Raw genomic sequence first — 22,404 nt, forward strand, 5'->3', positions numbered from 1 at the left:
ACACCATGGATCGGCGGCAATTTCTGACCACGACGGCAGGCCTGGCACTCGGCACTTTCACGGCCTCCGCACCCGCGATCGCCCAGGCCAAGACAAAGGTTCGCGTCGGCTATCTTCACACCGTCGCCGTCGACGGCCAGATCTGGACCGGTATGGATCGCGGCTCCTTCGAAAAGCAGGGCCTCGATCTCGAGCTCCGGCAGTTCAACACCGGCCTCGAAATCTTTCAAGCGCTGATCGGCGGAAGCCTTGACGTGCTGGCAACCGGCGCGGTCCTCTCGAACTTCCCGGCCCGCGGCCAGGGCAAGGTCTTCCTCATCAACGACATCGAGGTTGCGACCGCTCAGCTCTGGGTGCGCGGCGATCAGGGCATCAAGTCATTCGCGGACCTCAAGGGCAAGCGTATCGCGACGGCCACCGGCACGACGGCGCACGTATTCCTCGATACGGCGCTCCGTGCCAACAAGGTCGATCCCAAGGAGGTCGAGCTCGTCAACCAAACCATGCCGGCCGCCGTCACCGCCTTCATTTCCGGCGCGGTGCCTGCCGTCGCACTCTGGGTGCCCTTCAACGTCACGGTTCGCGACAAGGTGCCGGGCGCCGTCAAGCTCGCAGATGCTTCTGCATTCTATCCCAAAGCCGCAATCATCGGCGGTTGGGCGGCGGCTAACGACTATTACGAGCCTAACAAGGAGACGCTGGCCAAGCTGATCCGAGGCTGGGCCGACGCCAACGACTATATCGTCGCGAACAGCGCTGAGGCCATGGAAAAGCTGCAGAAGGGTCATTACAGCCAGACGCCCCTTGCAGACATCAACGAGTCGTTCAAGGCCCAGAAGATGTTCACGTCCAAGGACTGGAAGCGGATGTACTCGGACGGCACCGTCACCAACTGGCTGCAACAATCGACAGACTTCTTCATGGCCAATGCAGGCGTCAAGGACTTCACGCCGGCGAGCAAATACTTCGACCCGAGCCTCTATCTGAGCACCATCACGTAGTCGGTTCAAAGCGCCAGCGCGGCACCGAGAAGCACACCTGGCGCGCCCCGCGGACGCGGAGCGCGGATCAATGCGCCGGCTTGGAGACCCTTGCAGGGTTCAATCTCGAACACCGCCCCGGCTTGGGGGCCAATACGGCAGGCGAATGACGCCAAGCTGAAGTGGGCCCGTTGGTCGATCCGGATCACCGCTGCGGACGTTCCAGGTCGGTTGACGCAGCCGGGCTGTGCTGCGTGCCACTATGCTCTTGTCGTCTCGCGCATCTCTCAATGGCCGCAAAGAGCGCAGACGGTTGAATTGGCTTGGCTACGTAGTCGTTCATGCCCGCAGCCAGATAGCTTTCCCGCTGTTCAGCTAGAACGCTCGCCGTCAGTGCAATGATCGGTATATTGCTCTCAGGACCAGGCAGGCGCCGGATGACGCGCGCTGCCGACATCCCGTCCATCTCCGGCATGTTCACGTCCATCAGAATGATGTCGTAGTGCCTCTCGGCCAGAGCGTCCACGGCTTGAACACCGTTTTCGACCATTTTGGGAACGAAGCCGCGCTTCCTGAGCAGCGTCGAAATCAACGTCGCGATGATTGGGCTGTCTTCCGCCACAAGGATGTCCAGTGAACCTCCGATCTGCGGCACGAGGGGAGGTGCGTCCGTGACGTGCGGATTTCCAATACCGCAGGTGATGGTGAACCAGAATGTACTGCCCTGTCCAAGCGCACTCTGTACGCCAATGCTACCGCGCATCATCACGCACAGCTTTTTGCAGATCGCGAGACCGAGTCCGCTGCCGCCATATTTGCGCGAGATCGAGGTGTCAGCCTGAACGAACGGATTGAAGAGCTGTGATTGCTGCTGCGGGTCGATGCCGATGCCGGTATCGACCACTTCGAAACGCAGCTCCAATGCGCCGGCCGGGAGCTCGCGATGGCTTACGGTCACGACGATGCGGCCACTCGGAGTGAATTTGATGGCGTTGTTGACGAGGTTCAGAAGCACCTGGCGCAACCGGGTGGGATCGCCGGACAACCACCTGGGCAGTTGAGTTGCCACGATCACCTCGACGTCCAGACCCTTATCCTGCGCCTTTGGCCTGACGAGCCTGACGACGCCGTTGACGAGGTCGATAACGTCGAAATCGACCCGCTCGGTGGACGTGTGGCCCGCCTCGAGTTTGGAAAAATCGAGAATGTCGTTGATGACGTCCAGCAGGCTATTTGAGGATTCCCTGGCCAGCTCGGCGTACCGCTTCTGCTCCTCATTCAGCTGTGTGTCTCGAAGCAGCTCTATCATTCCCACCATGCCGCTGAGGGGGCTCCTGATTTCATGACTCATGATTGCGAGAAATTCCGACTTCGTTCTGCTTAGCTGTTCCGCCGCGTCCCTGGCCTTCACCAGATCCTGCGACGTCGCCACCAGTTCACGCGTCTGGGCCTCAAGCTCCGCACGGCTCTTCTCAAGATCCTTCAGCTTCTGCTCCAGGGTCGCCTGGACCTGCTTGAACTCGGTGATATCGGTACGAATGCCGGCGATGCCCCCGTCGGAAGTCCGGTGATCGACGAACTGGATCCAACGGCCGTCGGGATAACGGCTTTCGACGGGCTCGCCCGTGCCATGCCAGGCCAGCATACGCGCCCGCCACTCATCGAAATCGGCATCTGGCTCTTCGAACAGGTCAAACTGCCAGCCGACCCGCAAGATCTCCTCGTAGCGCATCCCCGGGACAAGCAGCGCCGTCAATTCCGGAAACATTTCGCGATACCGGCCGTTTGCGAGAACGAAGCGATCTTCGCTGTCGTACAGGATGAAGCCTTGCGATACCGACTCGATCGCGTCGAACAGCCGGCTCCTCGACTCCTCCGCGACCCGCTCCGCCTCCTTGCGGTCCGTGATATCCTGTGCCGTTCCAAACGTGCCCGTGACGCTTCCATCGGGACCGAATTGGGGATCGCTGTCGAGCCGTACCCAACGAATACTCCCATCGGGCCGGACCCAACGATGAACGTGGGTAAATGGCTCTGTGTTCGCGCGCGCATGCCGGCGCGCAACGAGAAATTCGCCGACGTCGTCGGGATGCAGGAGCGAGATGAACCGTTCTAACGGCACACAATCAAGAGCTGCGATGCCGGCAATCTCGAACATCTGCGGCGACCAGATCGCATTGCGACCTGCGGCGTCGGCGAACCAATGTCCCAGCTTTCCGATCCGCTGGGCGTCGAGCAGAAGCCGCTCGTTGTTTTCGAGCTTGAGATTTTGACCCGCGAGCAGGACCTCCGAGCGCCTCAGGTTACGCATCTTACGATACAGGACGCACAGCAGCAGGATAACTGCAATCGCCGCGCCCAGAGTTCCGACGATGAGAGTGGTGGCATCGCGGCGCCAGGATCCGAGAACCGCCTCCTTGGTCAGAGCGGTCGAAATCACCAACGGAAAGTCCGGAACCCGCCGGATCGCGACGTAGCGCGCGGGATCATTGACCGGTAGGTCTGTGAGCTCAGAGCCTCGTTCCGGTCTGGTGCCAACGAGGCCCTCGACCCAGGGATGATGGGCCAACACGATCCCGTCATTTCGCTGCAACGCGATCGATCCGCCCTCGCCCAACGCAACCGAAGCGTAGAACTTCTCGAAATAGTTCAACCGCACGGCAGCCTGAACCACGCCGGCGAAGCGACCGTCGGAGCCGGTCAAGCGACGAGCGAGGTAAATCGTCCACGCTCCGTCATAGGTGTTCCTGACCGGCTCGCTTACGAACAAACCGCCATTCAGATTATCCCGATGGTATCGGAACTGTTCGCGATGCGTAAACGAGGTCGGCGGCACCGGCCACTCCCGTCCACTGTTGGCATAGATGCCATCGGCACCGATCAGGATGAGGTTCGCGACTTGAGGAAGGCCTTTGACTTTGTCGACGAGGTAATCGTGCAGCCCCTTGTCGCCAAGGTGCGGTTGCGCCGTTGCGTCCGCCGCGGCAAGGGCGTCAATCCGGTCGGAAGCGTCCTTCAGCACCAGATCCGCGGCTTGAAATGAGCGCGAGGTCTGGTCGGCCAGGATCAGCGCGATCCGGTTGAGGCCGGCCTGCGTCTCCCGATCCGCACGGCCGTGAAGATGCCATATCGTCGTCTCAGCTGCCACGATCGCAAGCAGCATGAGAAGGCCGGACGCCACCATAGGCAGATAAGCGAGGATGGCCCGCTTCTGCCTCCGAAACATTCGGCTCGCTGCCTCGATGAGTGACGCCCGTGGCTCCGTCATTTGAGGGGGCGTCCCACGATGACGGGCAGATGGGCCCAGGTCTGCTCCGCGACCGCGGCAAGACGCGCCAGACTTTCAGTGACCTCGTCCATCCCCCGCAGCTCCAGCTCGATCTCCCGGGCAAGACTGGCAAGCCTCGCCGCTCCGAAGCTACCCGCGCTTCCCTTGAGAACGTGAGCCGCGCGCTGGACCTCGGCGAGATCGGCTGAGCTGGCTGCGGCCTTGATCGCCTCGATAGCGGCGCCGGTGGCCTGCGGCAGCTCCGCCAGCAGCGCAGCGAGATCGTCTTCGTCGAGCGCCTCGCGAAGCAACGCGATCTGCAGATCGTCGAACAACGGAACATCGGCTAGCTGCGCTGACATTGCACCTCCTCCTGAGCGGGAACGAGGGAGGCAACCGAGCAATCCGAAGCAACCCCGGCCTTGATGATGCATGTGTCGTTGCAGGCCGCCCGCCTATCGATGCATATGATCGTGGTGTCGTCCGGCATCGCGACGCCTTGCTCGATGCCGGCGGCACGGCAGATCGCATTGATCAGCTCATGCGGCGCCAGGGCCCGCGGGCTGACCTTCATCTCCGTGACAAGGCCCGCCTCTCCTATCCGCTCGATCGTCCCATCGGTGAATTCGGACAGACCGTCGCTGAACAGCAGCAGTCTGGCGTCTTCCGCGAAGTGATGGACGTGCTCGTCGTACGTCACGCCGCGCGCGATTCCCAATGGCACGCCGGACGCTTCGAACGGGCGCACAGCGCCCCTGCTTTCCGAAGTCATGATCGGCGGCGGTGCGCCTGCCGTGGCGAAACGCACTTCGCCGGCACCGTGGTCGACGATGACATACAGGAACGTGGCGAATTGCCCTGGCGGCAGCAGTCGCACCAGCCGCTCGTTGAGCATCGACAGCAACGCCGCCGGATCGCCGTGCAGGGACTTGTACTCGTGCACCAGAGCATGGAGGCGGAACGTGTTGAGCGCGGCCGTCACCCCATGCCCGGTGAAATCGGCCAGGAACACGCCGAAACGGCCACCGTCGATCGGCAGCAATCCCCAGAGATCGCCGCCGATCTCCGACGACGACCGGCTGTAGGATCCGATCCGCAATCCGGCGGCTTCAGCCGCGGCATGCTGAGTCGCATGTGACGGGAGCAATTCGGCCTGCATCTTTCGCGCCGCATCGAGCTCGAGCGAAATGCGTTCACGATACTCGCGCAACTCGCGCAGCAGGTTTCTCCGTTCGAGATGGACGACGACGCGGGCAACGAGTTCGGCCGGATTGATCGGCTTGGAGAGATAATCCGACACGCCGGCGCGGAACAGCGCTCCCATCTCCCTGCGATTGACCGTCGCGGTCTGGACGAGGATCGGAACGTCGACGAATTCGTCCCGGAGCCGGACGGCCTTACATACCTCCAGCCCGCCCATATCGGGCATCTGCATGTCGAGCAGCAGAAGATCGGGCTGGAACGAGTGCATCAGATCGAGTGTATCCTGCCCATTCTCGGCAAACCGCAGGTTGGTGAAATGCTGGGCCTGCAGGATGCCCGCAAGCAACTTCCTCGTCAGCGGCTCGTCGTCCGCAATGAGGATTCTTGCATTGCGAACGGCTTGGCCCGAGGTCAGCCCCTCCGCTCCCAGGTACAAATTCGCAGGCGGGGTTCTGTTCACAGGCGAAATCCCAACCTGATGGCCCTGCCGCCTTCGATCACGGCGACCCTGTCGCAAACTGCTGTAAGGATCGACAGGCCACGGCCACTGCTGCGCGCGGCACAGGCGTCGGGCTCGCCGCGCCTCGGCAATCGATCCCGCGGATAGCCGACGCCGCTATCGCGAACGATCACATAGAGCATCTTCGTGCTCCACAAGGCGTCGAGCTGGATCATGCAATGAGCGACGTCCGGGCGCTCCAGTTCGTGAGCGATGGATTCGTGGAGCTCGTTCAGGCCCTCCAGACTTTCCCGCGCCTGCGTATCGATGTGAAGGTTGCCGTGCAGCAGACTGTTCATCACCGCCTCCTGCACGGCCGTGCCGATCCGATCATGCAGGTCGCCGGCGATCTTCGTTCGCTTTTCGATCGCCTCGAGGAATCGTCGGCCGACGGGATGTCGGTATGCCGATCTCGTCGAGACCAGCAGGCTCAGCTGCCCGACGACGCGTTCGCGTCCGGCCTTCAGGCGCCCCTCGAGGCCCAGTTCGACGCATTGAATGACCGGGGGCGACAGCGCCTGGGACAACGACATCTGCGAACATCCGTCCCAATAGGCCAGGTGTCCGCTCCCAAAGGAGCGAGCCTTCGACCCTGCGGCTTCCGCGTTCATCGCCTCAGTCTTCCACGCTGAAGAGCGTGTCGAACTTGGTGAGGCCGAACATCCGCTTCACCTGACCGCTCGGCGCCCGAAGAACCAGCTTCCGGTCAGCCTTTCCAAAGGCATCCCTTGCCAGCAGCAACATGCCAAGGCCTGCGGAATCGATGAACTGCAACTGGCCGAGATCCATCGTGACCGACGATGAGCCATCGAGAAGCAAGCGGTCGATCATCGACTTGAACGAGGCGTGATCGGTGAACGTGAATTCTCCCGAGATCTGGACGCCGTCGTTTCCGAACCTGAACTCCATGCCTTCCTCCTAGAATAGTTCCACTGATCCACTTGAAGACGGTGCGAGTTGCTCGGGCTGCAGATCCGGGGACATGTCCGGCGACTGACCATCGAGCAGTTGCGCCACAAAGCGGGCCCGCATGTCGCTGAGCTTGAACCGATCGAGCAGTGCCTTGACCCATTCGACGTCCGGCGCGATCTCGCCGGCGAGTTCGGGCACTTGCCCGGCTGTGGACGTCTTCAGCTCGTTGGTTGCCTGATTGATCACGTCGAGCGTATCGACGACGTGCTCGAGCCGCTGCTTGGTCCGGTCCTGGAACTGAATTCCGGTCACCATGCTTTCGACGTCGGCCGATATCACGCCGGCCTCGCGCACCGCGTCGGCGACGATACCGTTCAGATTTTCGCTTCGTCGCATCAGTGCCGCCAACAGAACCTCGAGCCGGTCCTTTGCAAGGATGTTCTGGGACATGTCGATGGTGGCGACGCGCTGCAGCGTATCGCGGCCGCTGGCGATGCCATTCGTCACCGCGTTCAGCTCGTTCTGCATGGAGACGGAGAGTTCGGAGGTCGCCTTCGAGAGCTCGCGAACCTCCTGAGCGACGACCCGAAAGGCGGCTCCTGCGACGCCGGCGCGCTCAGCCTCGATCCGCGCGTTGAGCGCGAGCATGTTGGTCGTCTTGTTGATTCCGCTAAGCTGCTTCATGCAGCTGTCCACGCGTACCACGTTGGTGTTGAGCTCATTCAGAGCGTACACCATCGACATTGAATCCTTGGACAGCATCAGGATCTTCTCGACGACGTCGCCGAGCGTGCCCTCCAGCAGGCTGGCGATCCGGTCGATCGGAACGGTCTCGCCTTCCACTTCGATGCCAACGGCCAGATGCGTCAGGCTCTCGACACGTGCGGTCTGCTGCTCGGCGCTCAACGCCAGGCGCTGAAACCGCCCGCTGAGCGCGTCCGCCTCGGTCTCGACGAAAGCCGACGTCTGGGAGATCTCAGACATCAGCGTCTCGATCACGCGCTGCTGCATGTTCGCGAGTGCCATCCAGCGCTGCAGCAGCGCCGTCTGTTGCGCGGACCCGTCGCTTGCGGGCGTCGGCATCGCGACCGCCGGCTCTTCGACCGGCAGGTCCGCGATCTTGCGCTGTCGCATTCCAAACATTTTCACACTCTCACGCCGCGGGCGCTCATGGATTGGCACAAATCCAGTGCGTGGCCGGGTATTCTCGCCAGAGGAAGCTCGGTCTGGACGGCGCCACAATCGGCCGCGGCCTTGGGCATGCCGTAAACGACGCAGGATGCCTCGTCCTGACCGATCGTCGAAGCTCCAGCGCGACGCATTTCCAGCAGGCCCGCAGCGCCATCTTTTCCCATGCCGGTCAGGATGATGCCCACCGCGTTGGCGCCCGCCGCCCTGGCCACCGATCGAAACAGAACATCAACCGAAGGCCGATGGCCGGAGACCAGGGCCTGGTCATTCAGACGACACGTGTAGTTGGCGCCGTTCCGGGCCAATTCGAGGTGATAGCCGCCGGGCGCGATGTAGGCGTGGCCGGGCAGCACGCGCTCGCCGTCCTCGGCCTGGCAGACACCGATGAGGCAGCATTTGTCGAGCCGTTTGGCGAAGGATTCGGTGAATGCCGCGGGCATGTGCTGCGTCACGAGAATGGCGGGTGCGTCGGCTGGAAACGCCGTCAGGAACTGCTGCAACGCTTCAACGCCTCCGGTCGAAGCCCCGACTGCAATGATCTTCTCCGACGAATTGAACGACGGACCGGACGATATCCGAGGGACGGCCGGCTTGGCGCCTTGCAGAGGTCTGACACGCGCCGACGCGGCGATCTTGATCTTGCCGATGATCTCCTCGGCCAGCGCGGCAAGGCCATCGGCAAGCCCGATGGTCGGCTTGGCCACGTAGTCCACCGCTCCCATTTCCAGCGCGCGAAGCGCGGTGTCGGCACCCTTCTGGGTCAGCGACGAGATCATCACCACCGGCATCGGTCGGAGCGACATGATCTTGTCCAGGAACTGCAGGCCGTCCATGCGCGGCATCTCAATGTCCAACGTCAGCACGTCGGGATTCAACGCCTTGATCATCTCCCTCGCGACAAGCGGATTTGGCGCCGCGCCCACGACGATGATCGAGGGGTCGCGCGAGAGCATCTCGGTGAGGACCTGCCGGACGAAGGAGGAGTCGTCGACGATGAGAACCTTGACCGGATCCATGGCGCGACCTCAGAACAGTTCGGCCGAGCCCGCGACGGGCTCGATCTGGATCTTGGACTTGTAAGAGACCTCGCTCCGCACCACTTCCTCTTGTTCGGTGCGCTGCAACTCCAGCAGCATGACCTTGCCGGTCGCAGGGAAGTAGTGAACCCGCCGTGGCAGGCTTCCGCGCAGGTGATGGGCGGCGATCGGAAGATTTTCTGCAGCGAGATACTGTTCGACGAACTCCGCGTTGCGGTGGCCGATATTGGCCGTGCCGTTCATGACGTTGCCGCCGCCGAAGACCTTGACCTCCAGCCGATGGCGCGCCCCGCCGCGATTGAGGATATCGTTGACCAGTCGTTCCATGGCGACGTTGCCGTAGCGCATGCTCGCCGATGCCGTATCCCAGCCCGCCCCGGCCGCTTCGGGCAACATGAAGTGGTTCATGCCGCCGACGCCGGCGAGCGGATCGCGGATACAGGCGGTGACGCAGGAACCGAGGATGGTCACGAGCATCTCGTCTGCCGACGACGTGACATAGTGATCACCGGGAAAGACCTTGACGGCGACGGCGTCAAACCGCGGATCCCGGTAACGTCGTGCGCCTGACGCGCCCGACGCCTCGTTCGTGGCCTGTCGCTTCGCCGATGCGGATTTCATCGTCATTTGACCCTGCGATAGATCGTTCGACCGACCAGGTCGAAGCGATCCGTGACGTTGAGCAGGCTCTCGGAGTGACCGATGAACAAGGATCCGGTCGGCCTGAGGATTTCGGCGTAACGATCGAACAATTTGCGCTGCGTCGGCTTGTCGAAATAGATGACCACGTTGCGGCAGAAAATGACGTCGAAAGGCCCCTGCATCGGCCATTTCTGCAGCAGATTGAGAGGCGCGAACGAGATGAGCGAGCGGATTTCGTCGTTCATGCGCGAGCGATCGCCATCGAGTTCGGTGACGAACCGCTTGCGATGATGCGGCGGAACCGATTCCAGCCGGTCGGTGTCGTAGATTCCCTCGGCGGCGTGCGCCACCACGTTGGTGTCGAGGTCGGTGGCAAGGATCTTGACGTCCCAGTCCTTCAGCAACGCCTGATGTTCGCGCAACGTCATGGCGATCGTATAGGGCTCCTCCCCGGTGGAACATCCGGCCGACCAGATCCTCAGGCGCCGGCTCTGGCCTGCCTCGCCGTCCGCAAGCTTCGGAAGGATGGTATTGGCGAGATAGGTAAAGTGATGGGGCTCCCGGAAGAAGCTGGTGTGATTGGTGGTGATGGCGTTGATCAGGTTCGATCGCTCCTCCTCTCCGGCCGGAGCCTCGAGGAGACGGCAGTACTGGCGGAAGTCGGTCATGCCGAGCGCCCGCAGCCTGCGGCCAAGCCGGCTCTGGACGAAAGGACGCTTTCTGTCGCTGAGAACGATGCCGGCCGTGTTCATCACCAGCTGCACGATCTTGCGAAAATCGCCGTCGTCGATTGCGTATTCCTGCTGCACGATCCCTACCCCAGTCGCCGTTCGAACGCTGGCTCATCGTTCGATGAGCCAGCGTGTGTCAGGCGTCAGAATTCTTTCCAGTCCATGTCTTCGGCGCCGACCGCCTTGCGTCGCGGTGCGGGCTCAGCCTCGGCCTTCCTCCTCGGAGCGTCCGCAGTGGGTCGCGATCTGACATTCGTCACCGGCTCCTTTGCCGATCGCAGCGAGCGATCGACGACCGGATTGCCGGTCAGCCTCCCGCCACGTTCCGGGGCGGCTTGGCCGCGCTCGAACTCGGCTGACAGCATGAACTGCCCCACCATCTCCGCCATGGCGCCCGTCTGGTCCTCCATCGACTTGGCGGCGGCGGCGGCTTCCTCGACCAATGCGGCGTTCTGCTGGGTGACCTTGTCCATCTGGGTGACGGCGTTGTTCACCTGCTCGATGCCGCCGCGCTGTTCCTGCGACGCCGCAGAGATTTCGGCCATGATGTCGGTCACACGCTTCACCGACTGCACGATCTCTTCCATGGTCTTGCCGGCCGTATCGACCAGACGCGAACCGGATTCGACCTTGGAGACCGAGTCCGAGATCAGCCCCTTGATCTCCTTGGCCGCGTTGGCACTGCGCTGGGCGAGATTGCGCACCTCGGCCGCCACGACCGCGAAACCGCGTCCCTGATCGCCGGCGCGCGCAGCCTCGACTGCGGCGTTCAGCGCGAGAATGTTGGTCTGGAAAGCGATCTCGTCGATGACGCCGATGATGTCGGCGATCTTGCGGCTGGCCTGGCTGATGCCGTCCATGGTCTGCACCACGTCCGCAACAACCGTGCCGCCCTTGACCGCGACATCGGACGCCGAGGACGCCAGCTTGTTGGCTTGCTGGGCATTCTCCGCGTTCTGCCGCACGGTTGCGGTGAGCTCTTCCATGCTGGCAGCGGTCTCTTCGAGACTGGCGGCCTGCTCCTCGGTTCTTTGGGACAGGTCGGTGTTGCCGGTCGCGATCTCGCGCGCCGCGGTGCTCAGCGTCTGCGAGGTCTCGGAGATCTCCGAGATCATCGAGGACATGGTATCAATGAGGCCGTTGACGCCTTCACAGAGCTGAGCAATGTCGCCGGTCTTGCCCTCGAGCGGAATCCGGTGCCGCAGATCGTTTTCCTTGGCCGCGGTCACCACGCTCTGAGTCTCGGCCACCGCCGCCTGCAGCGCCTGCGCCGCCCGGACCTGGACCGTCACGTCGGTCGCATATTTGACAACCTTGAACGGCTTGCCGTTCGGATCGAGAATGGGGTTGTAGCTGGCCTGGATCCAGATTTCCCGGCCACCCTTGCCGATCCGCTTATACTGCGAAGCGTCATACTCGCCGCGCCCGAGCTTTTCCCAGAACAACCGGTACTCGGTGGTCTGGCGATCGGCCGGGTCGACGAACATGGAGTGGTGCTGGCCCTTGATCTCGTTGAGCGAGTAGCCCAGCGTGCTCAAGAAGTTCTCGTTGGCATGGATGATCTTGCCGTCGAGCGAGAACTCGATGACGGCTTGCGCCTTGTTGATGGCGTCGATCTGGCCGCCGAGGTCGGCGTTCTTGAGCGTCTGCTCAGTGATGTCAGAGGCGTACTTCACCACCTTGAACGGCTTGCCGTTCGGGTCGAAGATCGGATTATAGCTGGCTTGAATCCAGACCTCCTTGCCGCCCTTGCCGATCCGCTTGTACTGTCCGGCGTCGAACTCGCCGCGGCCGAGCTTGTCCCAGAACAGCCGGTAGTCGGGGCTCTGACGATAGCCCGGATCGACGAACATCGAATGGTGCTGACCCTTGATCTCGCTCAGCGAATAACCCAGCGTATTCAGGAAGTTCTCGTTGGCGTTGAGAATTTTGCCATCGAGCGTGAACTCGATCACCGCCTGGGCCTTGTTGATGGCGTCGATCTGACCACCGAGGTCGGCGTTCTTGAGCGTCTGCTCGGTGATGTCGGTGGCGTATTTCACAACCTTGAACGGCTTGCCGTTGGGATCGAAGATCGGGTTGTAGCTGGCCTGAATCCAGACCTCCTTGCCGCCCTTGCCAATGCGCTTGTATTGACCGGCGTCGAATTCGCCGCGGCCGAGCTTGTCCCAGAACATCCGATAATCGTTGCTCTGGCGAAAAGCCGGGTCAACGAACATCGAGTGATGCTGACCCTTGATCTCATTCAACGAGTAGCCCAGCGTGTTGAGAAAGTTCTCGTTTGCGTCGAGGACGCGTCCATCAAGCGAGAACTCGATCCGCGCCTGAGAACGGTCGATCGCGGCCAGCATTGAGGACAGCTCGGAAGCGCGGTTACCCGCCCCTTGAGGCTTCTCTTGCCGCTTGGCTTTAGCTCGCGGAGCTTTCGGCTTCGCTGCATCGCTGTCCTGGATCGCCTGCTCGTCAAATTCATGCATCATCGTCGTTGTCCTCGAATTGAGCTAAAAGTTTAGAATGAAGGGCCGGTTGCGGCTCACGCGGCTTTCGTCGTCGCCATGTCCGGCGCAAAGCTTCTCTTCGCGGTCGCCATGCCGAACAGTCCGGCCAGCGATACCAGGGTCACCATCCGCTCCTCGATGGCCACGAGGCCTTCCAGGTACTGATCTTCGGTCGGCAGTCCCATTTCCGGAACCGGACGGATGGCTTTCGGATCGACCGAGATGATGTCGGAGACAGTGTCGACCAGAAGGCCGACCGTTCGCGATCCCGCAGCAACGATGATCACCACGTGCATGCTGGTCGGAACCGTCAACCCGACGCCGAACCGGGCACGGAGATCGAAGATCGGAACGATGACGCCGCGCAGGTTGATGACGCCGCGCACATGGGCTGGGGCGTTCGGAATCATGGTCGTGTCGGTCCAGCCCTTGATCTCGCGGACGACCATGATGTCTATGCCGTATTCTTCATTGCCCAGCGTGAACGTGATGAATTGCTGGGTGTGCTCCCCGACGGAGACCCCGTCGAGGTTGCCTTGACCAAGAGTGCCGACCGACTGATTTTCAGGCTGCATGGTTCATATCCTCTCGAACCTCTGATGTTGTTTCCCGCGCCGGCTTGGTCATACGCATGCCGGGCTTGTCGCCGATCTCGCGCAGACGGGCCACGTCGAGAATCAGCGCGACCCGCCCGTTGCCGAGAATTGTCGCACCGCTGATACCGTCGACCGCGTCGTAGTTTGCCTCGAGGCTCTTCACGACGACTTGTTGCTGGCCGAGGAGTTCGTCCACCACTACGCCAATGCGACCCGCGCCCTCGGTCTGAACGATGATCACGATGCCCTGGCACGGGTCGGTGACGGCGGACTCGATTGCAAAACTGCTATGGAGATAGGTCAGCGGCAGATATTCTCCGCGGAGTGCGAGCACATCGCCGCGTCCAACCACCGGATTGATGTCGGCCGGTTGCGGCCGCAAACTCTCGATGATCGCGGTGAGCGGAACGATGAAGGTCTCCTTGCCGACGGAGACGACCATGCCGTCGACGACCGCCAGGGTCAGCGGCAGCGACATCGTGAAGCGTGATCCGGCGCCGAAGCGGGATTGCACGCTGATGCGCCCGCCAAGAGCCTGGACGTTTCGCTTCACGACGTCCATGCCGACGCCGCGCCCGGAGATGTTGGAGACCACGTCTGCGGTGGAGAACGCCGGCAGGAAAATCAGATTGTCGATCTCCTCCTCGCTTGGGTTGACGCCGGGAGCGACCAGGCCGCGGTCCCGCGCTTTCGCCAGGACTTTCTCGCGGTTGAGGCCCCTGCCGTCATCCGAGACCTCGATCACGATCCGCCCGCTGCGCTGTGCTGCAGACAGATGTATCGTGCCTTGACGCGGCTTGCCGGCCGCGACGCGGTCGTCCGGGCTCTCGATTCCATGATCGAGGGCGTTGCGGATCATGTGGGTCAGAGGATCATTCAGCTGCTCGATGACCGTCTTGTCGATCTCGGTCATTTCTCCCGAGGTGACGATCTTGACCTCCTTGCCGAGGGTCGCGGCCAGATCGCGCACGACGCGCGGCATCCGCGCGAACACCGACTTGACCGGCTGGGCGCGGATGGCCATGACGCTCTCCTGCAACTCCCGAGCGCTTTGCGCGAGCGCCTCGATCCCCTGGATCATGGCAGGGTACTGGTCGACCGGCAGCAGCGAGCCTTGTTCGGTCAGCATCGCCTGGGTAATGACCAGTTCGCCGACGAGGTTTACCAACCGATCTACCTTGTCGACATCAACCCGGATCGATTGAGATGGCGTCGGCGCGACAGTCGCGGAGGGCTCCGCCGCCGCAGCGACAGCCGGCGCTGCCTCAGTGGCATTTGCGGTCGGAGCGGCGGAAACGGCTTCGGCGGCCTGCTGCAGCGGCTCGATCAACAGATCGCAATCGTCTTCCACGAATTCGAAGACCTCGTGGATCGCGCTCTGGGGTGCTCCGGTCTCCAGCACGAAAGTCCAGCTCAGATAAGCCGCTTCCGGCTCGAGGACTTCGAACGCCGGCAGACGCGACATGTCCACATCGACGGTGAGTCCTCCGAGCTTCCGCAGCTGCCTTACCAGGAGCAGCGGCTCATTGGCCTTCTGCAGCATTTCGGTGTGTGGCGTGAAGACGACACGGTAGGAGCGCTCGCCCTTGACGGCGGCGTGCGCGGCAACGGGCTCGATGCCGCTCGTGGCGGACGCTGCGGCGGTGGCCCCAGACGCTCCCGCCAGCGCTTCCTCCATGCCGGTCAGGATGTCGGAAGCGAAGTCGATCGGCAGCGCCCGCTCGGACCTGGCGGCGTTCACGATGTCCGCGAGTGCGTCGCTGGCGCGGAGCAGCAATTGCGTCACGTCCGGCGTCGCATCGACCTTCTGTTCACGCAGTGCGTCGAGCAGACTCTCGAACACGTGCGAGAACGCGACAAGGGATGAAAATCCGAACGCGCCGGCACCACCCTTGATGGAGTGAACCGCACGAAAGATCGCATGCAGCGTCTCTTCGCTGCCGGCACCCGCCGCGAGCAATTCGAGGTTGGCCTGGAGAACGTCGAGCAGTTCGGCGCATTCCTCGAAGTAGGTCTTGCGGAACTGTTCGAGGGGGTAAGCTTCGCCTTCGGACATCATGGACACACACGCTGAATCAGCTCGATCAGCTTATCGGGGCTGAAAGGCTTCACGAGCCACCCGGTCGCCCCCGCGGCCTTCCCGTCGGCCTTCTTCGTCCCGTCGCTTTCGGTCGTCAGGATCAGGATGGGCACGGCCCGGTGCGAGGATCCCGAACGGACATTCTTGATCAGGGAGATGCCGTCCATGTTCGGCATGTTCAAATCTGTGATGATGAGGTCGAACTTTCCGCCGCCGAGCACGTTCAGCGCGGCCTTGCCGTCCTCCGCTTCCGCGACTTCGAAGCCCGCCTTCTTCAAGGTGAACGAGACCATGTCGCGCATGGTCTTCGAGTCGTCCACTGCCAGTATTCGCTTAGCCATTTCAAACCATCCAGTTTCTGAATTGCGTCTCCAACCCGAGCTCGACGACAGCGGCCCTGAACACCTCCGATGCGTTGGCGATACGGAACGGAACGTTTGCGGATGCAGCTGCCAGTGCTGCCGCGACAAGAACCTGAACGCAGGGGGTCGAGAGGCGGTCGACGGCTCCCGCATCAACGACGACGGCGCCCGCCGCCAATCGGGACCCGATGTCGTCCTTAAGCTTGCGGGCCGAAGTCAGGTCGAGCTGGCTCGGCAGACGATACCCGCCAGCCACCAGTTCTCCCGTTACGACGGCGTTTTCGTTATCCGACACTGACCAGGCACCGGTATCCACGATGACCATCCTTCAAGCTATGCGTTAAACGATTGACGTGTGAAAACGACCGGCGCCGGCTCTTATGCGAGATGCATGGCTCTGCTTATCCGTCTCATGATCCAATTCATGCGTAGCTCTTCGGTAAAAACTGACGCCCGTACGACCACGGGATATCCCGGGCCTTTACCGCGACGCACAACGAGCGGCCGATTCGTGCCTGATGGGTCTCTCATCATTCTTCCTGCCTAGGCTATGATCGATGGACCATCGCCAAACATCGCTCGCGGTGACATGCGCGCATAGGCTGATATTTTTTCTCACCACGTCGCTGACCAGATTCTTAAATGTTCGATCCGGTGCACCACGGGGTTCGCCCCCTTCGCGCTGACGCGTTAAACCGAAAAATACGAATGGTGGTATCCTCGTCCCGTTCCGTCCGTAACATCACGGAAACACTCGTCGAGATCGACGCACCGGCGATTAAGCGCGTTGGGAAAATCAAATCGCGCCGGGCTTACGCACAGCGCGACTGCGGCCGACGCAGCGCAATGGTTCTGCCGCTCGCCCGTCGACGGTCGTCGAACTTCGTTCTGATTGCGAAACTGGTAGGAGGGTCGCCCCGGGCGCGGGCGTCGTCTAAACTTTTGGACGACGAAAGCCGGCCAGCGCGGCACGCAGCAGTTCTGCCGTGGTCCTGACGTTTGCCTTTCGAAGAAGATTCGACCGGTGATCCTCGACCGTCCTCGGGCTGAGCCCCAGAGCTCGCGCAATGTCCTTGCTGGAATAGCCCTTCGTGATCCGCTCCCAGATCTGGCGCTCACGCGGCGTGAACGATTCCAACACGGGCGGATCGCACGTCGTCACGTCTCCCGACTTGCCGCGCCCCGGGCGACGGTCGGCTTCGACCGCCAAGGCCTTTTCGATGCTGTCAATCAAATCGTTCGGCTTGAACGGTTTTTCAAAGAACTGAACCACACCCAGCTTGGCTGCTTTCACGGCCGTCTCGATGCTACCGTGACCCGACATCATGAAAACTGGAGTGGGATACCCGGCTTCATGCAATTCAGCGAGGACCTCGAGACCGGATTTGCCCGGCAGTTGAAGATCGAGAATGATGCAAGCCGGAGATTTCTGTTTAGCAGCGGCAAGAAGCGAGTCACCGTCGGCGAAAAAGAGGGCTTGGTAAGCCCTCTTGGCAAGCATCGCTTCCAAAGCCCGGCGAACCTCCGGGTCGTCTTCGAGAATAAAAATCTCGTTCGAAGTCATCATGATTTTTCTGCTAAATGAAAGAAGGACGTCACCTCAAGTCGGCGTGATTGTCGCACGCGACGTCGCGTCAGATTGCGCGAAATCAATCTCCCGTAGTCTTACGGACACATTCCTATCGATTTCCGAAAGATCGCCCGTAGTTCTTCGCGCTTCGACGTGAACCCGGCAGGAGTGCGCCGTGTCTCGTGTTGGAGATCGCGCAGCAGCACACGGCACTCCACCGGCGCCCCGCTTCAAGTGCGCGCTCGACGGAGTTTCGGCTGCACGGACATTCCGGGCTTTACTCACCCCGATCGCGAGCATGCCCATCATCGCGCTCACGGCAAACACCACGACTTACGATCGCGATGCGGACACGGCAGCCGGCATCACGGATTGCGTGACGTAACCGATACGCCCCCACAGAACATTTCGCTCCATCACCTCCTGCCCCCGCGGGTCGCCGATCCTGCAGGTCACATCCCGAGGACGCCGCCAGCAGCCACAGACTGTGCTCCGCCTAGCAGGGCCGTCGCGACAAGCTGGCTCAGATCACGCGGCCTGAAGGGCTTGGCAAGGCAGTATGCGTGGTCGAGCGGACCTATTTCTGGATGATCCGCTAGATTCGGGCTGGATTTGCTCAGCAACCCCGTAATGACGATAATGGGAATGTGAGGACGAAGGCTCCTGACGGCGGCGATGACCGATACGCCGTCGACCTGGGGCAGGCTCAGATCGATCAAAGCCAGGTCGACGCGACTGGCTGCCAATATCGCCAGTGCCGCCGCACCTGTGTCGCAAACGGTGACCACATGCCCCTCTTTCATCAGCAACAGTTTGAGAACCGTGCAAACGGCCGGCTCATCGTCGACCACAAGGAGGTTCATTTCATGCAGTTTCCATCGATGCCCAACGCATCCGTTTTCGTGACGATGTAAGGACGCCGCTTGGCGAAGCATGCGTCCAAAGCGGACAGCTGCCAGACTGCTCCGAACGGCTTCTGAAGGGCGGCGTTGCGCCGAGACGAACAGCCATGCCGATAAAATCTGGAGCGGCGAGCTTGCAATCCGTGAAGCATTTGCCTGACATGGCGATGAAAGGCAGCATCGGATCGAGCTTGATGAGTTTTCGAACGGTGGCGATCCCGTCCATCCCAGGGATGAGCATGTCGATGATCGCCGCATCGAAGGACGTGAATTCTATCAACCGCAGCCCCGCCAGCCCATCGGCAGCCAGAAAGACCTGGATGTTCTGCTTGCGCGGCAAAGGCAATGCGTATTGACTGGTCATCGTCGACCAGAAGAATCGTAAACATCGGAACCTCGTCGAAATCCGTCGCTTGGTGCAATTCCAAAGCTTCCGACGCCCGTCCTAAGCAAACACCTCTACCCCCTACGTCCTTGCGTCAATTTCTTTGTAGGATGCGAGACATTTGATATTCATGCAATCGGTAGTAACACGGTACAGACACCCGTTTTTTGATTGGATATTGCCGCAGCGAGCTGGACCACCCCAAGCCTGCCTCTAAAGTTAGCCCAACCGTCAGTGCTAACGCACCGCAGCGTGCTATATCGGCATTGCGACGCTACGGACGCCGACGAGTCTGGCTTTTGGTTTGGATCCGCTCTTCGGGGGAACAGACATGGGTCGTAGGAGCACGGCCGTGGGAGTTGCGCTGGATTCCAATATGGCGCGCCCGCCAGGATCCCAATTTCTTAAAGCGGCCATCGAGCGGATACCTCTTTCCACGCTCTTGATCGTGTCGATGATCGGGCTGGTCATTGCAACCGCACTTGGCGTCGCGCTGCTGACGCTTCATAACCTCGATGCCGCCCTCGTCCCGTTCCGCATGCAGTTGGTGGCCCAGCAGGCCCGCGCGCGCGTAGAGGACGTCGTTGCCTACGCCGGGAGTGCCCGGGCCGATGTTCAGGTCCTTTCCGAAAGCGACGCGCTCAACGGGTTATTGCGCGCGATTGCCGGGGGAGGCATGGACCCCGTCGACCGCGTGCCATCGGCAGTGTGGCAAGACCGGTTGACCAAACGTCTACTTCGCGAAATCGAAGCCAAGCCGGCCTACTATCAGGTAAGGGTGATATCGGCTGCGGACGGTGGGCGCGAGCTCGTCAGGGTCGACCGCGACTACGGCTCGCCGCGCCGGGTGGCGCAGCAGGACCTCCAGCGCAAGGGGGAGACCGAATACTTCAGAAAGACGATGTCGCTCGGGCCGGGCGAAATATACGTATCGTCCATCGAGCTGAACAAGGAACTTGGCCGCGTTGAGACGCCCGTCGTTCCGGTCGTCCGCATCGCCACGCCACTCTTTCTTCCAGACGGGCAACGGTTTGGAATATTTATCATCAATCTCGATCTTCGGCCGATCTTCGAACGCTTGAAAAGCCGCGCCCCAGCGTATGGGGATATTCGCCTCGTCAATGCCAACGGCGACTACCTGCTGCACCCCGACGATGCGAAGGCGTTTCGATTCGAATATGGCGAACGCAGTCGCGCCGAGGACGACCTGCCGGAAGTGACCCTGCTGCCGTCAGAGACCAAGCTGCAGCGGGATCGCAACGGCCAACTGGTCGGCGTCGCCGTCGCGACCGGCCGCATCGCGGACGTCCTTGAGTTCAGCGTGGTGGAGGTCGCGCCCTACGCAGCCCTTGCCGCCGCGCCTGCTCCTCTCAGAGACGCAACCATCGTCGCTGGTTCGGTTGCCGCGCTGGCTTCGATCGTCATGGCCTTGTTGATCGCCCACGCACTGTCGCGGCGAATCCGATTTGTCGTCGAGTCCGTTGACGGCCTGAGCAGCGAGGAACTGGACATCGGAGCGCCTCTACCGGGCGGCGGCAGCTCTCTTTATCGATTGCTGCGCATCAAGCAGCCGGTTCAGGAACTGCATGACGAACTGGTCCGGCGGCGCCGCGCCGAACTCCTGATGCGGCAATATCTCGAGAAGCATAGTCTCTATAGCGCGGTCGTTCAGTCTGCGACCGACGCCATCGTGACCAAGACACTCGACGGAAAGATCACGGGCTGGAATTACGCGTCCGAGAAATTGTTCGGCTTCTCGGCCGAGGAAGCCGTTGGACAGCCGATCGAGATCATCGTCCCTCCGGACAGGCTGAGTGACGTGCAGCACATCCTGGGACGGATCGCGCAGAACGAGACCGTGGATCACTATGAAACCGTCCGCAAAACCAAGGACGGCAGGCTCATCGACGTCTCGCTCAGCGTTTCGCCGGTCAAGTCGGCCGACGGAGAAGTCATCGGGGCAGCGAAGATTGCGCGCGACATTTCGGAACGGAAATTCATCGAACGGAAATTCGAGCTCGCCGTCGAAGCATCTCCCGGCGGCGTCCTCATGATCGACGGCGCAGGGGTCATCATTCTGATGAACAAGGAACTCGAGCGGCAGTTCGGGTACGAACGCGCCGAACTCATCGGCCGCTCCGTGGAAACCTTGTTGCCGGCCTCGGGACGAATGGCCCATGCCAGGGTCCGAGAAGCGTTCCTGAACGCGCCTGCGGTTCGTTCGATGGGTGCGGGCCGCGAATTGTTTGCCCGCCGCAAGGACGGAACGGAGTTTCCGGTAGAGATTGGCCTCAACCCGATCCAGTCCCGCGATGGGTTGATCGTCCTGGCCAGCGTGGTCGATATCTCGGCACGAAGACAGGCTGAGCGCGCCATCCAAACGCAGAAGGAACAGTTGCAGCACGCGCAGAAGATGGAGGCGGTTGGATTGATGGCGGGCGGCGTCGCCCATGACTTCAACAATCTCCTCCTGGTCATGCTGGTCTACGCCGAAATGTTGCGCGCCGATTGCGACGCCCTCGATCCGAAGCTTCCCGAGATCATGGAGATCGTCAAATCGATCGATCGCGCTCAATTGCTGACAGGCCAGTTGCTGGCGTTTTGTCGCAAGCAGCCGAGCGAACCGAGTGTGCTGAACCTCGGGGAGGTCGTGTCGGGCTTCCACTCCATGCTGAGGCGCACGCTGCCGGCCGACATCGAGATCGTTACCATCGTGGCGGACGATCTATGGCCGGTGCTGGTTGACAAGGGGCAGCTGGAGCAAGTGCTGATGAACCTCGCCGTCAATGCCCGAGACGCGATGCCTGCCGGCGGCCGCTTCGCAATCGAGATTGCGAACAAGCAGGATGCGACCGCCGATTCCGAGAATTTGCCCGGCGATTTTGTCGAAGTGAGGGTTAGCGACTCCGGAACAGGCATCGCTCCAGAATTGATCGAGAAGATCTTCGACCCCTTCTTCACGACAAAGGAGCGCGGCAGGGGGACGGGCCTCGGGCTCTCGACGTGCTATGGGATCATCGCGCAAGCGGGCGGGCGTTTGACCGTGCAGAGCGAGCTTGGAAAGGGTGCGACCTTCTGCATTCTGCTGCCGCGAACCGAACGGCTGGCCTCGATGGCCGCGACCGCCTCGAAGGATATCGAGCAATTCGGCGGAAAGGAAACGATCCTCGTCGTCGAGGACGATCAGGCCGTCATGCGCGCGACGACGGCTGCGTTGAAACGCGGTGGCTACGGCATCTTGACCGCTGCAAACGGAGACGAGGCCCGGCGCCTTCTGCTACAGCAAAGTGGTGGTATCGATCTCGTCTTGAGCGATGTCGTCATGCCGCAGCTCAGCGGACCGGAGCTCGCGGAGTTTGTAAGAAACAGCTGCCCCGGCCTGCCGTTGATCTTCATGACCGGCTACTCGGATTACCCCGTCATCACGGAGAGCGGTGATCACCGCATCGCGCACCACCGCGCCATCATGAAGCCGTTCCGACCCAACGAGCTCCTCGCGACCATACGAGAGGTCCTGGACGGTCGAGAAGGCTCGGCTCCCTCTTGAT

At 61.6% G+C, this 22,404-nt stretch carries 19 protein-coding genes; 2 read left to right on the forward strand and 17 right to left on the reverse strand.

The window, feature by feature from the left end; all coding sequences use genetic code 11:
- Positions 1 to 5 precede the first annotated feature (5 nt).
- On the forward strand, positions 6 to 1,001 hold the full coding sequence (locus JQ580_RS20410; RefSeq protein WP_212282011.1) for an ABC transporter substrate-binding protein: 996 nt from the start codon (positions 6 to 8) through the stop codon (positions 999 to 1,001).
- Between the two features lie 184 nt (positions 1,002 to 1,185).
- On the opposite strand, the gene JQ580_RS20415 is transcribed toward JQ580_RS20410, so the two are convergent.
- The 17 genes from JQ580_RS20415 to JQ580_RS20495 all read right to left on the reverse strand — a co-directional run bounded on the left by JQ580_RS20415 (position 1,186) and on the right by JQ580_RS20495 (position 18,835).
- Positions 1,186 to 4,143 (reverse strand): ATP-binding protein, encoded by a 2,958-nt coding sequence (locus JQ580_RS20415; protein ID WP_212282012.1) that lies wholly within the window; start codon positions 4,141 to 4,143, stop codon positions 1,186 to 1,188.
- A gap of 101 nt (positions 4,144 to 4,244) precedes the next feature.
- Complete coding sequence (locus tag JQ580_RS20420; protein ID WP_212282013.1) at positions 4,245 to 4,610, reverse strand: Hpt domain-containing protein; 366 nt, start codon at positions 4,608 to 4,610, stop codon at positions 4,245 to 4,247.
- Positions 4,595 to 5,911: a PP2C family protein-serine/threonine phosphatase gene (locus JQ580_RS20425; protein ID WP_311982465.1), complete on the reverse strand. Its 1,317-nt coding sequence runs from the start codon at positions 5,909 to 5,911 to the stop codon at positions 4,595 to 4,597. Before JQ580_RS20425 ends, JQ580_RS20420 begins: the two co-directional genes overlap by 16 nt.
- Positions 5,908 to 6,561, reverse strand: coding sequence for an ATP-binding protein (locus tag JQ580_RS20430; RefSeq protein ID WP_212282014.1), 654 nt, complete (start codon positions 6,559 to 6,561; stop codon positions 5,908 to 5,910). The genes JQ580_RS20425 and JQ580_RS20430 overlap by 4 nt, the downstream gene beginning before the upstream one ends.
- A gap of 4 nt (positions 6,562 to 6,565) precedes the next feature.
- Positions 6,566 to 6,859, reverse strand: a complete 294-nt coding sequence (locus JQ580_RS20435) for an STAS domain-containing protein (protein WP_212282015.1) — start codon at positions 6,857 to 6,859, stop codon at positions 6,566 to 6,568.
- Positions 6,860 to 6,868: 9 nt separating this feature from the next.
- On the reverse strand, positions 6,869 to 8,005 hold the full coding sequence (locus tag JQ580_RS20440) for a methyl-accepting chemotaxis protein (RefSeq protein WP_249134292.1): 1,137 nt from the start codon (positions 8,003 to 8,005) through the stop codon (positions 6,869 to 6,871).
- Between the two features lie 2 nt (positions 8,006 to 8,007).
- The gene (locus tag JQ580_RS20445) at positions 8,008 to 9,069 is read right to left on the reverse strand and encodes a protein-glutamate methylesterase/protein-glutamine glutaminase (RefSeq protein ID WP_212282016.1); all 1,062 of its coding nucleotides are present in this window, start codon (positions 9,067 to 9,069) and stop codon (positions 8,008 to 8,010) included.
- Positions 9,070 to 9,078: 9 nt separating this feature from the next.
- Entirely contained in the window at positions 9,079 to 9,717 is a 639-nt protein-coding gene (cheD, locus tag JQ580_RS20450; RefSeq protein WP_409363217.1) for a chemoreceptor glutamine deamidase CheD, read from the reverse strand.
- A complete protein-coding gene (locus JQ580_RS20455) occupies positions 9,714 to 10,541 on the reverse strand; it encodes a CheR family methyltransferase (RefSeq protein ID WP_212282017.1) in 828 nt (275 codons plus the stop codon). The genes cheD and JQ580_RS20455 overlap by 4 nt, the downstream gene beginning before the upstream one ends.
- A 65-nt stretch (positions 10,542 to 10,606) precedes the next feature.
- Positions 10,607 to 12,814 carry a methyl-accepting chemotaxis protein gene (locus JQ580_RS20460; RefSeq protein ID WP_409363219.1) on the reverse strand — a complete coding sequence of 736 codons (2,208 nt, stop codon included), beginning with the start codon at positions 12,812 to 12,814 and terminating at the stop codon, positions 10,607 to 10,609.
- Positions 12,815 to 12,996: 182 nt separating this feature from the next.
- On the reverse strand, positions 12,997 to 13,536 hold the full coding sequence (locus JQ580_RS20465) for a chemotaxis protein CheW (protein WP_212282019.1): 540 nt from the start codon (positions 13,534 to 13,536) through the stop codon (positions 12,997 to 12,999).
- Positions 13,526 to 15,616 carry a chemotaxis protein CheA gene (locus tag JQ580_RS20470; protein ID WP_249134293.1) on the reverse strand — a complete coding sequence of 697 codons (2,091 nt, stop codon included), beginning with the start codon at positions 15,614 to 15,616 and terminating at the stop codon, positions 13,526 to 13,528. Before JQ580_RS20470 ends, JQ580_RS20465 begins: the two co-directional genes overlap by 11 nt.
- Positions 15,613 to 15,978 carry a response regulator gene (locus JQ580_RS20475; RefSeq protein WP_212282021.1) on the reverse strand — a complete coding sequence of 122 codons (366 nt, stop codon included), beginning with the start codon at positions 15,976 to 15,978 and terminating at the stop codon, positions 15,613 to 15,615. Before JQ580_RS20475 ends, JQ580_RS20470 begins: the two co-directional genes overlap by 4 nt.
- A 1-nt stretch (position 15,979) precedes the next feature.
- On the reverse strand, positions 15,980 to 16,315 hold the full coding sequence (locus JQ580_RS20480; RefSeq protein ID WP_311982466.1) for an STAS domain-containing protein: 336 nt from the start codon (positions 16,313 to 16,315) through the stop codon (positions 15,980 to 15,982).
- 618 nt (positions 16,316 to 16,933) lie between these two features.
- Entirely contained in the window at positions 16,934 to 17,566 is a 633-nt protein-coding gene (locus JQ580_RS34115; RefSeq protein WP_283813967.1) for a response regulator transcription factor, read from the reverse strand.
- Between the two features lie 455 nt (positions 17,567 to 18,021).
- A complete protein-coding gene (locus tag JQ580_RS20490) occupies positions 18,022 to 18,432 on the reverse strand; it encodes a response regulator (protein ID WP_212282023.1) in 411 nt (136 codons plus the stop codon).
- Between the two features lies 1 nt (position 18,433).
- Complete coding sequence (locus tag JQ580_RS20495; RefSeq protein WP_212282024.1) at positions 18,434 to 18,835, reverse strand: response regulator; 402 nt, start codon at positions 18,833 to 18,835, stop codon at positions 18,434 to 18,436.
- Positions 18,836 to 19,208: 373 nt separating this feature from the next.
- Here JQ580_RS20495 and JQ580_RS34245 point away from each other — a divergent pair, with 373 nt between their 5' ends.
- Positions 19,209 to 22,403: a PAS domain S-box protein gene (locus JQ580_RS34245; RefSeq protein ID WP_212282025.1), complete on the forward strand. Its 3,195-nt coding sequence runs from the start codon at positions 19,209 to 19,211 to the stop codon at positions 22,401 to 22,403.
- Position 22,404 lies beyond the last annotated feature (1 nt).

Source organism: Bradyrhizobium sp. SZCCT0148, from assembly GCF_018129985.1.
GTDB lineage: Bacteria > Pseudomonadota > Alphaproteobacteria > Rhizobiales > Xanthobacteraceae > Bradyrhizobium > Bradyrhizobium japonicum_H.

Coding starts and splice junctions, on each gene's coding strand:
- cheD (WP_409363217.1), bottom strand. CDS start 9,717: ATGACGATGAAATCCGCATCGGCGAAGCGACAGGCCACGAACGAGGCG.
- JQ580_RS20475 (WP_212282021.1), bottom strand. CDS start 15,978: ATGGCTAAGCGAATACTGGCAGTGGACGACTCGAAGACCATGCGCGAC.
- JQ580_RS20440 (WP_249134292.1), bottom strand. CDS start 8,005: ATGTTTGGAATGCGACAGCGCAAGATCGCGGACCTGCCGGTCGAAGAG.
- JQ580_RS20415 (WP_212282012.1), bottom strand. CDS start 4,143: ATGCTGCTTGCGATCGTGGCAGCTGAGACGACGATATGGCATCTTCAC.
- JQ580_RS20495 (WP_212282024.1), bottom strand. CDS start 18,835: ATGACCAGTCAATACGCATTGCCTTTGCCGCGCAAGCAGAACATCCAG.
- JQ580_RS20420 (WP_212282013.1), bottom strand. CDS start 4,610: ATGTCAGCGCAGCTAGCCGATGTTCCGTTGTTCGACGATCTGCAGATC.
- JQ580_RS20435 (WP_212282015.1), bottom strand. CDS start 6,859: ATGGAGTTCAGGTTCGGAAACGACGGCGTCCAGATCTCGGGAGAATTC.
- JQ580_RS20410 (WP_212282011.1), top strand. CDS start 6: ATGGATCGGCGGCAATTTCTGACCACGACGGCAGGCCTGGCACTCGGC.
- JQ580_RS20445 (WP_212282016.1), bottom strand. CDS start 9,069: ATGGATCCGGTCAAGGTTCTCATCGTCGACGACTCCTCCTTCGTCCGG.
- JQ580_RS20460 (WP_409363219.1), bottom strand. CDS start 12,814: ATGCTGGCCGCGATCGACCGTTCTCAGGCGCGGATCGAGTTCTCGCTT.
- JQ580_RS20470 (WP_249134293.1), bottom strand. CDS start 15,616: ATGATGTCCGAAGGCGAAGCTTACCCCCTCGAACAGTTCCGCAAGACC.
- JQ580_RS20490 (WP_212282023.1), bottom strand. CDS start 18,432: ATGAACCTCCTTGTGGTCGACGATGAGCCGGCCGTTTGCACGGTTCTC.
- JQ580_RS20465 (WP_212282019.1), bottom strand. CDS start 13,536: ATGCAGCCTGAAAATCAGTCGGTCGGCACTCTTGGTCAAGGCAACCTC.
- JQ580_RS34115 (WP_283813967.1), bottom strand. CDS start 17,566: ATGATGACTTCGAACGAGATTTTTATTCTCGAAGACGACCCGGAGGTT.
- JQ580_RS20430 (WP_212282014.1), bottom strand. CDS start 6,561: ATGAACGCGGAAGCCGCAGGGTCGAAGGCTCGCTCCTTTGGGAGCGGA.